This is a genomic window from Parageobacillus caldoxylosilyticus, assembly GCF_019272935.1.
GTDB classification, from domain to species: Bacteria; Bacillota; Bacilli; order Bacillales; family Anoxybacillaceae; genus Saccharococcus; species Saccharococcus caldoxylosilyticus.
Genome location: NZ_CP040553.1, coordinates 1,786,361 through 1,801,925 on the forward strand (window position 1 = coordinate 1,786,361; position 15,565 = coordinate 1,801,925).

The following is a 15,565-nucleotide window of genomic DNA, read 5'->3' on the forward strand; positions in this document are numbered from 1 at the left end:
GCTGCGGCAAGGCAATAAGGCAAATGCGAGGCTACAGCACTTTCGATAAAAATGATTTTGTCCGTTCATGTTTCGGATGGTCAAAAATTTCGCTCGGCGTGCCTTCTTCGACGATGTAGCCGCCGTCCATGAACAGGACGCGGTCGCCGACTTCGCGGGCAAAGCCCATTTCGTGCGTGACAACGACCATGGTCATGCCTTCGTTTGCGAGCTGTTTCATGACCGCCAGCACTTCCCCGACCATTTCCGGGTCTAAGGCGGACGTCGGCTCGTCAAACAGCATCACTTTCGGTTCCATCGCCAGCGCCCGGGCGATTGCGACGCGCTGCGCCTGTCCGCCCGATAAAGAGTCCGGGTAGGCGTTTGCCTTTTCTTGCAGCCCGACTTTTTGGAGCAGCTCCATTGCTTTTGCTTCTGCTTTTTCGCGCGGCCATTTCCGCACTTTTATTGGAGCGAGCGTGATGTTATCCAGCACGGTCATATGCGGGAATAAGTTAAAGCGCTGGAACACCATCCCGACTTCTTCGCGCACTTTGTTAATGTTTGTCTGCTTTTCTTTTATGTTGATTCCGTCAATGATAATTTCTCCTTCATCGAAGTCTTCTAAAAGGTTTAAGCAGCGCAAAAAGGTCGATTTTCCGGAACCGGACGGGCCGATGACAACGACGACTTCCCGTTCGCGGATATGGGCATTAATTCCTTTCAATACTTCTAGGTTGCCAAATGATTTTTTTAAATTGCTTACTTTAATCATTGATTTGAATACTTCCTTTCCAAATAATGTAGTAGTTTACTGAGGGAAAGGGTTAAAAGCAAATAAATAAACGCCACGGTTAAATATGGCTCCCAAACGCGGTAGTACTCTCCTGCAGCTGCTTTTCCCCAATACATAAGTTCTGGGGCGGCAATGACAAGACCGAGGGACGAGTCTTTAATTAAAACGATAAACTCATTTCCAAACGGCGGAATCATCCGTTTTAACGCTTGCGGCAAAATAATGTAGCGCATTGCCTGTGCATGCGTCATTCCGAGCGAGCGGGCCGCTTCCATTTGTCCTTTGTCAATCGATTGAATGCCGGCGCGGAAAATTTCTGCGACATACGCTGCCGAGTTTAAGGACAGCGATACGATCAGCGAGACGGTCGCGCTTGGCTGGGCAAAAAACAGCGGCATAACCCCAAAGTGTACAAGCAGCATTTGTACTAATAAAGGAGTTCCCCGGAAAAAGTTAATATACCATTCAAACGGGAGACGGATGAGCCGTTTCGTCGACATTTTGCCAAGGCCGATCATAAGACCGAGAATCAAGCCAGCAATGATGGCGGCGATCGAAACCCCAATAGTTAATAACACCCCTCTTAGGAAAAACGGGGCGTATTCCTGAATAATATCAAAACGAAAATCCATTAGCCCTCACCTTTCTTATAAAAAATGCGTAACTAAAATAAAGTAGTTACGCATTTTCCGATGTTTGCGCGGTTATTGTTGTTTTAATAACTTATCGAGATTTGGCTCTGTTCCGAACCATTTTTTATAAATTTCAGTATATTTGCCGCTTTTCATCACTTTTTTCAACGCTTCATCCACTTTCGCTTTCAAGTCGCTTCCTTTCGGAAACATCATGCCGTAAAACTCCGACTCAAAGTGTTTCGAATCTGGAATGACTTTAATTTTTTTGTTTGGATTGTTTTTTACATATTCGTTTGCCACTGCGTTATCAGTCACGACTGCATCGACGCCGCCATTTAATAATTCCATAATTGCGACAACCGTCGTTTCAAATTTTTTAATGTTTTTATTGCCTTTGCCTAGCAATTTCTCTACTGCTTCCTGCCCGGTTGTCGCGTTTTGGACGCCGATCGTTTTTCCTTTTAAGTCAAGCGCGTTTTTGATTGGGCTATTTTCTTTCACCATAATCATCTGGGTGGCTTCAAAGTAAGGAATGGAGAAATCGTATGTTTGTTTCCGCTTATCATTGATCGTGATGCCGGAGATTGCCATGTCGATTTCTTTGCTTTGCAATGCGGCAAAGAGCGGATCCCAGCCGATATTTTTCAGTTCATATTCAATGCCTGCTTCTTTCATTACCGCATCTAGCAAATCGACGTCAAAACCGACGATTTTTCCTTTATCCATATACTCAAACGGTGCAAACGCAGCGTCTGTCCCGACGATCACTTTTTTCTTTGCTTCTCCTGAGGAAGAAGAACTCGTTTCCGTTGATTTTCCACATGCAGCCAACGCTGTAAGCAATGCAATCACTACAGCGATAATTGCCCCTTTTTTGACCATGATAAAAAAGCCCCCCTTTGTGCAATTGATGATAGACGATTTCATACTATCAATATTTTTGCATTTATGCAATACTATTTATAAAAATAATTATTTGAATATTTTGGTGTTTTATATTATGTAGATAAACACCTTTATTTACCTATTTTATTTAGTTGAATTTCAATTTATAATATTCTTTAAATAAATGAATATTCATTTTTATAAAATAATGTAGTAGAAACGGCTTGGTTTATTTTTATATTATAAATTAAATGAATATTCGTTTTGTTTTTTGAAAAATCTATAGTTATATTTATGTTTTAAACAATTGGAAAATTATGATTATTATTGTAAAAATAATATTCTTCCGTTATGATGATAATGAAGGACAACAAAGGAAGGGGAGACTATTTTGGCTATCATTTCTGTTGCGGTTTATATGATTGGAATGTTGTTAATTGGGTATTGGGCGTACAAACGAACGTCTAACCTTTCCGATTATATGCTGGGGGGGAGAACGTTAGGTCCGGCTGTCACGGCGCTGAGCGCAGGAGCTTCCGATATGAGCGGCTGGTTGTTGATGGGGCTGCCGGGAGCGATGTATGCGCAAGGACTAAGCGCAGCCTGGATTGTAATCGGGCTTACGCTTGGAGCGTACGCCAACTGGCTGTACGTCGCGCCGCGTTTGCGTGTGTATACGGAAGTAGCGAATGATTCCATCACGATTCCGGAGTTTTTGGAAAACCGCTTCGATGATACATCCAAGCTGCTTCGTTTGATCTCCGGCCTTGTTATTATGATTTTCTTTACCTTTTATGTATCTTCCGGTCTTGTATCTGGAGCTGTTTTATTTCAAAACTCGTTTGGCATGACGTATCATGCGGGGCTGTGGATCGTTGCCGGCGTTGTTGTGGCGTATACGCTGTTCGGCGGATTTTTAGCGGTCAGCTGGACAGACTTTGTGCAAGGAACGATTATGTTTATTGCTCTTATTCTTGTCCCGGTCGTAACGCTTTTCCATACGGGCGGTGTCGGCGATACGTTTACTACCATTAAAAACATTGACCCTAATTTGCTCGATTTATGGAAAGGAACAAGCTTCCTCGGCATTATTTCGCTGTTTGCTTGGGGCCTCGGCTATTTTGGACAGCCGCACATTATCGTCCGCTTTATGGCGATTTCGTCGGTCAAGGAAATGAAAAGCGCCCGCCGCATCGGAATGGGGTGGATGATTTTCTCCGTTGTCGGAGCGATGTTGACAGGATTTTTTGGAATCGCTTACTTTTTCGAGTACGGCTCGAAGCTTAGCGATCCGGAAACTGTCTTTATCAGGCTCGGGGAAATTTTATTCCATCCGCTGATCACGGGATTCTTGCTGGCGGCGATTTTAGCAGCCATTATGAGCACGATTTCTTCGCAGCTTCTGGTGACGTCCAGTTCGCTGACGGAGGATTTATATAAAATATTATTCCGCCGTTCTGCTTCCGATAAGGAGCTAGTATTGGTCGGCCGCCTGTCTGTATTGCTTGTCGCATTGGTAGCTTCTGCGCTCGCATACACGAAAAACGATACGATTTTAAACTTGGTCGGCTATGCGTGGGCAGGCTTTGGCGCTTCGTTTGGTCCTGTTATTTTGTTAAGCTTATTCTGGCGGCGCATGACGAAATGGGGGGCGTTTGCCGGCATGGTCGCAGGCGCTATGACCGTTATTCTCTGGACGCAATCAGCATATTTAAAAAGCTTGCTTTATGAAATGATTCCAGGCTTCGCAGCGAGCTTGGCGGCGATTGTTATCGTCAGCTTGTTAACGAAGGAACCGCAAGAAAAAATTGTTGAACAGTTTGACCGTTTCAAAGCATCGTTATAGGAAAAAAAACCGGACGCGTTATCGTGTCCGGGTTTTTCCGTTTAAATCGGCGGCAATTCCACTTTCGTTTTTGTGAATGCTTGTAATTTGTACGTATTTATCGGTTTGTCCCTTTCCCTTATTTCCAGTCTGGGTACAAGTCGGTGCGGCGGTCGCGCCATGTCGTCACCGAACCTTTTTCCCGCACTTTATACAACAGCGACAAGTCGAGGTCGGCGGTGACAATCATGTCGTCGTTGATTTCCCCTTCGACTAAAATGCCGCGCGGCGGGAACGGAATGTCGTTTGGCGTAATGACCGCAGCTTGGCCGAAGTTGGCGCGCATAAAATCGACGGTTGGCAGCGAGCCGACCGTGCCTGTCGTGACGACATACACTTGGTTTTCGACGGCGCGCGCGTGGCAGCAATACCGGACGCGATGGAACCCATGGCGGTCATCGGTGCACGACGGACAAAAGATGACGTCCGCCCCTTTGGCGCGCACGATGCGGACGATTTCCGGAAACTCAATATCATAGCACGTCAACAGCGCGATTGTTCCTTTTTCCGTTTCGAACACATTGACGCTTTCTCCCGGAGCAATGCCCCATTCCTTTACTTCCGTCGGGGTAATGTGCAGCTTGGCTTGCTGGTGGATTTGTCCGTCGGGGGTAAATAAATGCGCGACATTGTACAATTTTTTGTCTTTGCAAATGACATGCGTGCCGCCGATTAGGTACATGCCGGTTTCTTTCGCCAGTGAAGTAAATAGTTCGTAATACGGTTCTGTATAATTTGGCAAGTCATCGATCGTTGGCGTTTTGCCTGTATTGGATGGAATGGACAAAAGCTGTGTCGTCATAAATTCCGGGAACAAAACAAACTCCGCTTCAAATTCTTGCGCCGTTTTCACGTAATGGGTCACTTGATCGGCAAATTGCTGGAACGAACTGATCGTATGCAAATGATATTGTACAGCAGATACCCGCAATCGTATCACACATCCTTCTTTTGTAATTTTTTGTCTTTATATTATCACGTTTGTTTTTTTGTATAAAGCAAAAGGGAGGCAGGAGAGGTTTCCTCCTGCCTTATTGTTGATGATAGCGGCGATATGCGGCATGGTTCGTTGGACCGACGTATTGGTTGAGCGGGAAGGAGTGGCGGATGGCTTCGGTAATAAATATTTTCGCCGTGGCAATCGCTTCCCTTACCGGTTTGCCTTTGGCGAGCTCGGCCGTGATGGCCGCCGAGAACGTGCAGCCTGCCCCGTGTGTATACGTTGTTTCGATGCGGTCAGATTCCAATAGTTCGAACGTTTTTCCATCGTATAGGACATCAACCGCCTTTTCATGGGGAATTTTGCGTCCGCCTTTGACGATGACGTATTTAGCGCCAAGCTCATGAATTCGGCCTGCCGCTTCTTTCATATCTTCCACCGTTTCGATGCGGCGAAGTCCGCTTAACTGAGCTGCTTCAAACAAGTTTGGCGTGACGACCGTCGCTTTTGGAACGAGCACTTCGCGGTAGCAAACCGTGTTTTCCGGATGGAGCGGCTCGTCTGCTCCTTTGCACACCATCACAGGGTCAATGACGACATTCGTTAATTGATGTTTTTCAATCGTTTTTGCCGCGAGTTCAATAATATCGGTCGTCGGCAGCATCCCCGTTTTCATCGCGTCAACCCCAACGCCGACGATGATCGTTTCAAGCTGTGCTTCAATGGTTGCGAGATCGACCGGAAACACTTGATGAAACCAATGGTTATGCGGATCCATTGCGACGATTGTTGTAATCGCGGTCATTCCGTATACGCCAAGCTCTTGAAACGTTTTTAAATCTGCCTGCAGACCGGCGCCGCCGCTGCTGTCAGAGCCGGCGATTGTCAGTGCTTTAGGCATTGCCATGACGCATTCCTCCTTTGTGTGGTATCAGTGATTATGTATTATTTAATCATAGCACAAATCATTTCGATAAGATAGAGAAGTGATTGGGTATATAAAGAAACCGGCACTGCGGAAAGCGGGCAGCACCGGTATGATCGATTAGTTTGCAGCTAGTTGTTTTCCTAACGCTTCTTCTACTGGGACATAGTTATAGCCAAGGTCGCGGGCGACTGCTTCATACGTAATTTCGCCATTAGCGACGTTGACGCCAAGTTTGAGTGCGTGGTTGTCGGCGATCGCTTGGTGAACGCCTTTATTGGCGATTTGCAGCGCATACGGAAGCGTTACGTTCGTTAGGGCAAGCGTCGATGTTCTTGGAACCGCTCCCGGCATGTTGGCGACAGCGTAGTGAACGACGCCGTGCTTCACATATGTCGGGTTGTCGTGTGTGGTGACGTGGTCGCTCGTTTCCACGATCCCGCCTTGGTCAATCGCGACATCGACGATGACAGAGCCTGGCTTCATCGCTTTTACCATGTCTTCCGTGACGAGTTTTGGCGCTTTCGCGCCAGGGATTAACACAGCGCCGATGACAAGGTCGGCCTCTGCGACTGCTTGGGCGATGTTCATTGGATTGGACATTAGCGTCGTAATTTGGTGGCCGAAAATGTCGTCTAGTTCGCGGAGACGATCGGCGTTTAAATCAATAATTGTGACATCCGCGCCAAGCCCGACAGCGACTTTGGCTGCGTTCGTTCCGACGACACCGCCGCCGATGATCGTCACTTTGCCGCGGCCTACTCCCGGCACGCCGCCCAGGAGAATTCCTTTTCCGCCGTAAGGCTTTTCTAAAAATTGCGCGCCGATTTGCGCTGCCATCCGCCCTGCGACTTCGCTCATCGGTGTAAGCAGCGGAAGCGTGCGCCCGACTTGCACCGTTTCATAGGCGATGGCAATGACGCCTTTTTCTTTAAGGGCGCGCGTCAATTCCGGTTCAGCGGCAAGGTGCAAGTAGGTGAATAAGATCAACCCCGGACGGAAATAGCCATATTCGCTTGGCAGCGGCTCTTTTACTTTCATCACCATATCCGCTTTTGTCCATACGTCTTGCGCTTGTTCGATAATTTGCGCTCCGGCGCTTGCGTAATCCTCATTGGTGAAACCGCTTCCAATTCCTGCATCTTTTTCAATCAGCACGGTATGTCCTGCCTGAACAAATGACATGACACCTGCTGGTGTAATAGCGACACGATTTTCGTTATTTTTTATTTCCTTTGGTACCCCAATAATCATCAGCAAAATCCTCCTCTATAAATTGACCTTAATTATAGTATAAATGGTTGCTTCCATTTTGGCTTTGTTAGGAAAAAAGAAAGAAGCGCCATCCTTTTGTGGATTTCCACAAAGTTAATGGAGCGCTTCATATTTGGCCAATTTAATATCAATATACAATTTTACTTTTTGATTCATATCATGTAAGTCCATTTCAGCGATCTCGGCGATGCGTTTCAGCCGGTAGGACAGAGTGTTCGGGTGAATGTTCAGGGCTTTTGCTGTTTCATTGACATTGCTGTCGTGGTCGAAAAAGACTTCAAACGTTTTCACTAAATCGCTATGATGCTTTTGATCATAAGCCTGCAATTTGGTTAAGGATGGATTGATGAACTCCCCTTGCCGCTTTTTTTCCAACAATAAATCAAAAAATTGATAAATGCCAAGTTGTTGATATCCATAAATAGAGCAAATTTGTTCCGGAAATTTTTCTTTCATTTTCAACACGGTCAACGCTTCTTGATAGCTTTTTTCAATGGACGTGTATGTTTCATAGATGCTGCCGAAGCCGCTTTGGACACTGTTGATATGAAAACGCTCTTTCATTTTGAGTGCGAATGATTCGATAAACATGTGCAATTCTTTTAACGGCTGATTCATTGATTTCGGAGCGGCTAACAAGATGACATCATTGCGGTCGGTTGTATAGAGAAGAAGCTGGATTTGCTGGGTCGTTTGCAGCAAGTACGAAATTTGCTTTTCAATTTCCCGTGTTATTTCGGTGGCAAAGCGGAAAACGATTACAGAAAATAACGGAGCAGCCGGGATTTGCATCGTCGCAAAGCTTTCTTTAATTTCCTCCTCTGTCGTCATGTGCCCGGTCAGCAGCTTCCAAAACAATTCTTGCACCCGCTCTTCTTTTTTATTTTTGCGCATATACAGCTGCAATACTTTGTTTTTCGCGGCTTTGGCTGCTTTTTTTAGCAGTTCCATATCCTCTTGCGATAACGTGCGGTCGGTTTCGAGCGCCCAAATAAAGCCGATCACTTCATCGTTTTTCCAAATCGAGACGGCAACGCGGCTGCCAAGGCCGACTTCGGAAATGGCAGCGACACGGACAGGCTCGCGGCTCCTTAGCAGCGCCGGAATCGCTCCTTGTTTCCATAAACTATTAATTACCTTTTCCGGCACGCGCCGGCTGATAATTGTCGCCGTCCGCGCCGGATCGGTATAGTCGTCGTGGGCGCTGTAGGCGATCAGCCGATGGTTCGCATCTTCAATCGTAATCGGGCATTGCAAAAGTTCGCTAATATGGTCGGCAAACTCTTCTAGGCTGTCAAAATTGCCGCGAAAAGGGTCATCGTAGTGAGACATATCGTTTCCTCCATGCGAAATAGTGTATTTCTATTCTACCATGAAACGATTTTTTCGATGATACATGTTGCTTTATGCATAGGAATTGCAGCGCGATATATCGAATAACCAAATGAAGAAATGATGTATGATTGCATCCAGCCTTTGGAGAAATGTTTTCATAGGTGGCGAATAGAAGTGAAACAGTTAGAGATTGCGGTCATTCCCGGAGATGGAATCGGCAAGGAAGTCGTGCCCGCCGCTTTAGACGTATTGCGGACGATTGCCGATGTACACGGGGGGCTGCGTTTCACCTTTACCGAATTTCCATGGAACTGTGAGTATTACATCGAGCACGGGAAAATGATGCCGGATGACGGGCTGCAGATTTGGACGGCGAAAATGATGCTCGATCATTTCGGAGAAGAGGAAATGGGCAATGTACTGTTAAAGACGATCGAAGACGTGGCCGCGGACGGCGTGAAAACGCCTGATATCGGCGGCAAGGCGACAACGCGGGAAATAACGGAGGAAATTTGCCGCCGCTTAAAACAACTAGCATAGCGCATGGTTTTGAAAGGATAGGCATTTTTCTTTGACAAATGCGCTGCTTCTAGCTACTCTGAATATGAAAAAGCCGGTATGCAGGGATGGTAACTGCGCATGCAGGCAAGATCTAAGACGGGCACTGCCGTAGGGTTTCCCGTCTTTTTTGTGCGGTTATATTAAAGAGTAGAAGAGCAAGAATAAGAAAGGGATGAACACGATGTTTAAAAAATGGTTTGGCAAAAAAGAAAAACGGACACATGAAGACGTTGTTGCTCCATTGACAGGAACAATAAAACCGCTGGAAGAGGTTCCGGATCCGGTTTTTGCGCAAAAAATGATGGGCGATGGCATCGCGATTGAGCCGACAGGCGGGGAAGTCGTGGCGCCGGTGGACGGCGAAGTCGTGCAAGTATTCCCGACAAAGCATGCTGTCGGATTGCGTTCCGAAGCGGGCGTTGAGCTGTTGATTCATGTCGGGTTAGAAACGGTTTCCATGAACGGCGAAGGTTTTACGGCGCACGTCAAGGCGGGGGACCGTGTGAAAAAAGGCCAGCGCTTATTAACGGTCGATTTCGGGCTTGTCCAACAAAAAGCGAAAAGCACGATCACCCCGATCATTGTGACGAACGGTGATGTAGTGGCAAGTTTAGAAAAAACATCGGAAACAACGGCGGTAAAAGGGGAAACGGTTCTTTTCCGTATAGAGACGAAAGCATAATACCATGCTGATCGGGGGATGGCATGATGGCATTAAGAATCCACAAAATTTTAAATAACAATGCGGTCGTCGTGTTGGATGACGGAAAAGAAAAAATTGTTATGGGTGCGGGCATCGCATTTCAAAAGCGAAAAAATGACATTATCCCCCCGGCAAAAATTGAGAAAATTTTCGTTATGGAAGAGGAGAACGAAAAGTTTCAACAATTATTGCGGACATTGCCGGAAGAGCATATCGAGATTGCGGAAGAGATCATCAGTTATGCAGAAGGAAAGTTGCAAGCGCCATTAAACAATCATATTCATATCGCGTTAACCGACCACTTGTCATTTGCTATTGAACGGCTCAAGCAGGGGTATCGCATTCAAAATAAATTGCTTAATGAAATTAAAGTGCTATACAAAACGGAGTATGAAATTGGGTTATGGGCCAAACAATTGATTCAAGAACGGCTCGGCATTGAAATTCCAGACGATGAAGCGGCGCATATCGCCCTTCACATTCATACGGCGAAAATGGATGCCGCCAGCATGAACAAAACGCTGCGGCAAACGGCGCTCATTCGTGAAATGATTGACATTATACAGGCAGAGTTGGACATTCCCATTGACGAAGATAGTATTTCCTACCAGCGGCTGCTTACGCATTTGCGGTTTGCGATCAATCGGATAGAAAACGGAGAGCTTCTGCACTCGATGGATGAAGAGATGCTGGCGCTCATTCAAACAAAGTATGGGAAAGAATTCGCCTGCGCGCAGAAGATGGCGGAGCACGCAAAAGGCGAATATGGCCTAGAGTTTCCAGACGCGGAGCTGGCTTATATTGCCCTTCACATTCAACGTTTACGAAAGCGTTGACAAACTGGGAGAAACGAATTACAATGCAGATAAGAAAACAATATTGCGGGATTGTTACTGCACAGGCAGGCAAGACCTAAAACGTATGAAGGGAATGGCAGATTGTTTCTGTCATATGCTGCCCTTTGTATGTTTTAGGTCTTTTTGTTTTTCTTCAAAAATAAAAAAGAGAGGGGTTCGCAAATGAATTACGAACGCGTCGCAAAACAACTCATTCCGTTATTAGGCGGGAAGGAGAACATCATCAGCGCCGTCCATTGTGCAACAAGGCTTCGCTTAGTGTTAAAAGATGACACGAAAGCGGATACAAAAGCGATTGAGAACATCGAGGGAGTGAAAGGAGCGTTTTCTAGTTCCGGGCAATATCAAATTATTTTTAGTACCGGCGTTGTCAATAAAGTATACGACTCGTTTGTACAAGAAGCAGGATTGCAACATGTAAGCGCGGATGTTCATCAAGAAGCGGTCAAGCAAAAAATGAATCCATTAGCCCGCTTGGCGAAAACGTTATCAAACATTTTCGTTCCGATTATTCCGGCGATTGTCGCCAGCGGTTTACTCATGGGACTATTAGGAATGATGAAAGCGTTCAAATGGGTTGCGCCTGACAGCCCATTGTATGTGTTGCTCGATATGTTTTCCAGTGCAGCTTTTATCATTTTGCCGATTTTAATTGGCTTTAGTGCCGCAAAAGAGTTTGGCGGCACCCCGTTTTTAGGGGCGGTCATCGGTGGGATTATGACCCATCCGGCGCTGTTGAACCCATGGGGATTAGCGGAAGCAAAACCGAACTATATGCATTTTCTCGGTTTTGATATTGCCATGGTTGGCTATCAAGGGACAGTCGTTCCGATTTTGCTTGCTACTTATGTCATGTGTAAAATCGAGCGCGGGTTGCGGAAAGTCGTACCTCACGCGGTCAGCTTGCTTGTCGTTCCATTTGTGACGGTCATTTCCACCGGATTTATTACCATTTTAGCCATCGGTCCGTTAGGCAACTTGCTTGGTGATGGAATTACGACGGTGCTCAACTTTATTTACCATTACGGCGGGGCGCTGGCGGGGCTGATTTTTGGCGGCTTGTATTCGATGATTGTCATTACCGGCGTGCATCATAGCTTCCATGCGATCGAAGCCAATTTATTGGCGAAACTTGGCGTCAACTATTTATTGCCGATTTGGTCGATGGCCAACGTCGCACAGGGCGGGGCCGGACTGGCCGTATTTGTGAAAGCGAAGCTCGTAAAAACAAAAGAGGTGGCTCTTCCATCCGCATTGTCAGCCTTCCTCGGAATTACTGAGCCGGTGATTTTCGGGGTGAACTTAAAGTACCGCAAGCCGTTTATTGCTGCGGCCATTGGAGGCGCGCTCGGAGGGGCATATGTCGTATTCACAAACGTCGTTGCGAACGCCTACGGGTTAACGGGCATTCCGATGATTGCGATCGTGGCGCCAGAAGGAATGCAAAACCTCATCAACTATTTAATTGGATTTGCGATTGCGGTCGGATCGGCGTTTATTGCCACGTTATTGCTTGGATTTCGCGAGGAAGAATAAACAAGGCGCCGGATAATACGAGGGGGAGCGAATATGAAGTCAGAAACAGAACGGGAGAAGATCGAACAGGCGTATAGGGAAATCGAAAAATATCGCGATAAAGTAGAAAAAGATTACTATCGTCTTCAGTATCATTTAATGCCCCCGGTCGGGCTGATGAACGACCCGAACGGATTGATTCATTGGAATGGAGTGTATCATGTGTTTTATCAATGGATGCCATTTCATACTGGGCATGGCGCAAAATTTTGGGGGCATTATACATCGTGTGACCTCATTCATTGGAAACAAGAGAAAATCGCACTGGCCCCAAGCGAATGGTATGACAAAGATGGGTGCTACTCCGGCAGCGCCATTGACCATGATGGTGTTTTAACGTTGTTTTACACGGGAAATGTGAAGGATGAACATGGCAACCGCCAGACGTACCAATGTATGGCTGTGTCAAAAAACGGCATTGATTTTGAGAAAAAAGGGGTTGTTGTGACGCTTCCGGACGGCTATACGGCGCATTTCCGCGACCCGAAAGTTTGGAAAAAAGGCGATAAGTGGTATATGATTGTCGGCGCGCAAAGCGAGAGTCTCGATGGCAAAGCGGTGTTATTCCGTTCGCAAAACCTCCGTGACTGGGAACATCTCGGGCCTATAACAGGCGGAAATTCGCGGCAGCTAGGGAAGTTCGGCTACATGTGGGAATGCCCAGACCTGTTTGAATTAGATGGGCAAGAAGTGCTGATTGTCTGCCCTCAAGGGCTGGAAGCGGAAGCCATGCGCTATCAAAACGTGCATCAGTCCGGTTATTTTGTCGGCCGTCTTGATTACGAAACGGCCCAATTTCTTCACGGGCCGTTTGCCGAATTAGACCGCGGCTTTGAATTTTACGCTCCACAGACGATGCTGGATGCAAAAGGACGGCGCATTTTAATCGCTTGGATGGGAGTTCCTGATCAGGATGAAGATAAGCATCCAACCATTGCACATCGCTGGGTTCATGCGCTAACATTGCCGCGTGAGTTGAAACTGAAAGATGGCAAGTTATATCAAACACCGGTTGAAGAGCTGCAAATGTTGCGCAAGGATAAAATTGCATATTCGAATGTCACGATCGCGAACGAAGAAATGATATTAGAAGGAATCAGCGGGGATGTTATCGAGCTTAATCTAGAGAATATTTGTCTATCAGGGGGCATAATGGAAATTGCTATTCGCAATACGGCACGCATTATTTATCATAGCGATGAACGCATGTTGACATTGGAGCGCAAAAGTTTCGCCAACGGGCTGACGGAAAAAAGACAATGCCGTTTGGAACGTTTGCACTCGCTGCATATGTTTTTAGACACGTCCTCGATGGAGGTATTTGTGAATAAAGGGGAAGAAGTATTTACCGCACGGTTTTTCCCGTATAAACATAATCAAACGATTTCATTTGCCGCAAATGGACACCTTGTTTTCGACATCCAAAAATGGAGTTTGTAGCGCCGCAATGACGATAGGTTGCGGCGTTATTTTTTTTGCTAAAATAAAAGAAATAATGATGGCAATGGGGGATGGGTATGAAATGGCAAACAACCGAGCAATTGAAACAACTGCTTTGTCGCTTAGTCCAATATCCAAGCATCAGCGGGACAGAAGCGGAAGTGCGGCTGGCGCAATATATAGCGGACCAACTGCTCACCCTTGATTATTTCCGGGGAATTAATGAACTTGTCCAATTGCACCCGACTGGGGACGGACGCTATTTTGTAACAGCGCTTGTAAAAAAAGCGGAACAAGTGCGCGACACCGTCATTCTTCTCAGCCACTTTGATGTCGTCGATGTGCAAGATTACGGAGCATGGAAGGATGCCGCCTTTTCGCCAGAGGAGCTGACGAAGCGGTTTTACGAACAGAAACCGCAGCTTCCTGCGGACGTGCAGGCGGACATGGAAGCAGGAGAATGGCTGTTTGGCCGCGGCGTGATGGATATGAAATGCGGGCTGGCTTTGCATATGGCGCTCATCGAACAGGCATGCCACGGCAAGTTTAACGGCAATTTATTGCTGCTAACGGTGCCGGACGAGGAGGCGAACTCGGCCGGAATGCGCGCGGCGGTGCCGGTCCTTGTTGAAATGGCGGAAAAATACGGATTAACCTATCGGCTTGTGCTCAATTCCGAACCGATGTTTACGCGCTATCCGGGCGACAAAACGAATTACATTTACACTGGCTCCATCGGCAAAGTGCTTCCGGGCTTTTATTGTTACGGGAAAGAAACACATGTCGGCGAGCCGCTTGCCGGGTTGAACGCGAATTTTATGGTGTCGCAAATCGCGGCGGAGCTGGAGTTAAACACCGATTTTTGCGAAGTGTTTAGCGGGGAAGTCAGCCCGCCGCCGACGAATTTGTGGCAAACCGATTTGAAAGAGGATTACTCCGTACAAATACCGCATCGCGCCGTGACATTATTTAATTTGTTTTTGCAGCAAAAATCGCTCGATGACGTGACGAGCTCGCTTGTGGAAGTGGCTAAGCGCGCGGCGAAACGAATCGAAGAACGGTACCACGTTCAGGCATCCCGCTTTGCCAAGCTGGAACAATCGGCGCCAAAATCGCTTTCTGTCCGCGTATGGACGTTTGCCGAGCTAAGAAAAAAAGCGGTAGAGATGTTTGGAACGACAAAAGTGGAGGAGCTGGAAACAAACATTTTAGCGAAGAATACGAACAAAGACGAACGCGAGAAGACGATCGCGCTCGTCGATCAGCTGGCGATGCTTTGCAAAGCTTTCGCGCCGATGATCGTCCTGTTTTACGCGCCGCCATATTATCCTGCCGTCAATTCCAGCGCCGATCCGCTTATCGGGCAGCTTGTTGCCAAGCTAAAAACGTATGCGCAAGAAACACATGGAGTTTCGCTCGTGCAGCAGCATTATTTCGGCGGCATCTCCGACTTAAGCTACGTCGGTCTGCAGCAGTCGCCTGCTTCCTTGCGAGGGCTTACCGACAATATGCCGCTCTGGAACCGCGGCTATGATTTGCCGCTTGACGCGCTGGCGAAATTTCAAGTTCCGGTGCTCAATGTCGGTCCAGTCGGGCGTGACGCCCACCAATGGACAGAACGCCTCAATGTTCCGTTTGCGTTTACGACGGTGAAAGCGTGGTTGGAGTATACAATTAAAGAAGTATTTGCAAGATAATCTGGCATAACTAGGGGATAAGTCAATGGCTTATCCTCTTTTTATTATATCTTTACTTAAGATTATATCGTATATTA

The 15,565-nt window shown here is 46.8% G+C and carries 14 protein-coding genes; 7 read left to right on the forward strand and 7 right to left on the reverse strand.

The window, feature by feature from the left end; genetic code table 11:
- Positions 1 to 31: 31 nt before the first annotated feature.
- From BV455_RS09120 to BV455_RS09130, 3 genes are all read right to left on the reverse strand, one after another.
- Positions 32 to 754 carry an amino acid ABC transporter ATP-binding protein gene (locus BV455_RS09120; protein ID WP_042406930.1) on the reverse strand — a complete coding sequence of 241 codons (723 nt, stop codon included), beginning with the start codon at positions 752 to 754 and terminating at the stop codon, positions 32 to 34.
- Positions 751 to 1,407, reverse strand: coding sequence for an amino acid ABC transporter permease (locus BV455_RS09125; RefSeq protein WP_017436964.1), 657 nt, complete (start codon positions 1,405 to 1,407; stop codon positions 751 to 753). Before BV455_RS09125 ends, BV455_RS09120 begins: the two co-directional genes overlap by 4 nt.
- A gap of 72 nt (positions 1,408 to 1,479) precedes the next feature.
- Positions 1,480 to 2,292 carry a basic amino acid ABC transporter substrate-binding protein gene (locus BV455_RS09130; RefSeq protein WP_017436963.1) on the reverse strand — a complete coding sequence of 271 codons (813 nt, stop codon included), beginning with the start codon at positions 2,290 to 2,292 and terminating at the stop codon, positions 1,480 to 1,482.
- 394 nt (positions 2,293 to 2,686) lie between these two features.
- Between BV455_RS09130 and putP the strand changes: the two genes are divergently transcribed.
- Entirely contained in the window at positions 2,687 to 4,141 is a 1,455-nt protein-coding gene (putP, locus tag BV455_RS09135) for a sodium/proline symporter PutP (protein ID WP_017436962.1), read from the forward strand.
- A 118-nt stretch (positions 4,142 to 4,259) separates the two neighbouring features.
- Here putP and BV455_RS09140 read toward each other — a convergent pair whose 3' ends face one another.
- The 4 genes from BV455_RS09140 to BV455_RS09155 form a co-directional block, all read right to left on the reverse strand.
- A complete protein-coding gene (locus BV455_RS09140) occupies positions 4,260 to 5,117 on the reverse strand; it encodes a carbon-nitrogen hydrolase family protein (protein WP_198430983.1) in 858 nt (285 codons plus the stop codon).
- Positions 5,118 to 5,211: 94 nt separating this feature from the next.
- Entirely contained in the window at positions 5,212 to 6,027 is an 816-nt protein-coding gene (gene pdxK, locus BV455_RS09145; protein ID WP_218687932.1) for a pyridoxine/pyridoxal/pyridoxamine kinase, read from the reverse strand.
- 138 nt (positions 6,028 to 6,165) lie between these two features.
- Positions 6,166 to 7,299 carry an alanine dehydrogenase gene (gene ald, locus BV455_RS09150; RefSeq protein WP_042406915.1) on the reverse strand — a complete coding sequence of 378 codons (1,134 nt, stop codon included), beginning with the start codon at positions 7,297 to 7,299 and terminating at the stop codon, positions 6,166 to 6,168.
- Between the two features lie 114 nt (positions 7,300 to 7,413).
- Positions 7,414 to 8,652, reverse strand: a complete 1,239-nt coding sequence (locus BV455_RS09155) for a PucR family transcriptional regulator (protein ID WP_218687933.1) — start codon at positions 8,650 to 8,652, stop codon at positions 7,414 to 7,416.
- Between the two features lie 177 nt (positions 8,653 to 8,829).
- Between BV455_RS09155 and BV455_RS09160 the strand changes: the two genes are divergently transcribed.
- From BV455_RS09160 to BV455_RS09185, 6 genes are all read left to right on the forward strand, one after another.
- Complete coding sequence (locus BV455_RS09160; RefSeq protein ID WP_218687934.1) at positions 8,830 to 9,195, forward strand: isocitrate/isopropylmalate family dehydrogenase; 366 nt, start codon at positions 8,830 to 8,832, stop codon at positions 9,193 to 9,195.
- A 202-nt stretch (positions 9,196 to 9,397) separates the two neighbouring features.
- Positions 9,398 to 9,898, forward strand: coding sequence for a PTS sugar transporter subunit IIA (locus BV455_RS09165; protein ID WP_017436957.1), 501 nt, complete (start codon positions 9,398 to 9,400; stop codon positions 9,896 to 9,898).
- A 26-nt stretch (positions 9,899 to 9,924) separates the two neighbouring features.
- A complete protein-coding gene (locus tag BV455_RS09170) occupies positions 9,925 to 10,755 on the forward strand; it encodes a PRD domain-containing protein (protein WP_218688028.1) in 831 nt (276 codons plus the stop codon).
- Positions 10,756 to 10,938: 183 nt separating this feature from the next.
- On the forward strand, positions 10,939 to 12,312 hold the full coding sequence (locus BV455_RS09175) for a sucrose-specific PTS transporter subunit IIBC (RefSeq protein ID WP_218687935.1): 1,374 nt from the start codon (positions 10,939 to 10,941) through the stop codon (positions 12,310 to 12,312).
- Between the two features lie 33 nt (positions 12,313 to 12,345).
- On the forward strand, positions 12,346 to 13,791 hold the full coding sequence (locus tag BV455_RS09180; protein WP_017436954.1) for a glycoside hydrolase family 32 protein: 1,446 nt from the start codon (positions 12,346 to 12,348) through the stop codon (positions 13,789 to 13,791).
- 77 nt (positions 13,792 to 13,868) lie between these two features.
- On the forward strand, positions 13,869 to 15,488 hold the full coding sequence (locus tag BV455_RS09185) for a M20/M25/M40 family metallo-hydrolase (RefSeq protein WP_218687936.1): 1,620 nt from the start codon (positions 13,869 to 13,871) through the stop codon (positions 15,486 to 15,488).
- The last annotated feature ends 77 nt before the right edge of the window (positions 15,489 to 15,565 follow it).

Bases quoted from the DNA above. Each gene is read 5' to 3' on its own strand.
- BV455_RS09120 (WP_042406930.1), bottom strand. From the start codon at position 754: ATGATTAAAGTAAGCAATTTAAAAAAATCATTTGGCAACCTAGAAGTA.
- BV455_RS09125 (WP_017436964.1), bottom strand. From the start codon at position 1,407: ATGGATTTTCGTTTTGATATTATTCAGGAATACGCCCCGTTTTTCCTA.
- BV455_RS09130 (WP_017436963.1), bottom strand. From the start codon at position 2,292: ATGGTCAAAAAAGGGGCAATTATCGCTGTAGTGATTGCATTGCTTACA.
- pdxK (WP_218687932.1), bottom strand. From the start codon at position 6,027: ATGGCAATGCCTAAAGCACTGACAATCGCCGGCTCTGACAGCAGCGGC.
- ald (WP_042406915.1), bottom strand. From the start codon at position 7,299: ATGATTATTGGGGTACCAAAGGAAATAAAAAATAACGAAAATCGTGTC.
- BV455_RS09155 (WP_218687933.1), bottom strand. From the start codon at position 8,652: ATGTCTCACTACGATGACCCTTTTCGCGGCAATTTTGACAGCCTAGAA.
- BV455_RS09165 (WP_017436957.1), top strand. From the start codon at position 9,398: ATGTTTAAAAAATGGTTTGGCAAAAAAGAAAAACGGACACATGAAGAC.
- BV455_RS09170 (WP_218688028.1), top strand. From the start codon at position 9,925: ATGGCATTAAGAATCCACAAAATTTTAAATAACAATGCGGTCGTCGTG.
- BV455_RS09175 (WP_218687935.1), top strand. From the start codon at position 10,939: ATGAATTACGAACGCGTCGCAAAACAACTCATTCCGTTATTAGGCGGG.
- BV455_RS09180 (WP_017436954.1), top strand. From the start codon at position 12,346: ATGAAGTCAGAAACAGAACGGGAGAAGATCGAACAGGCGTATAGGGAA.
- BV455_RS09185 (WP_218687936.1), top strand. From the start codon at position 13,869: ATGAAATGGCAAACAACCGAGCAATTGAAACAACTGCTTTGTCGCTTA.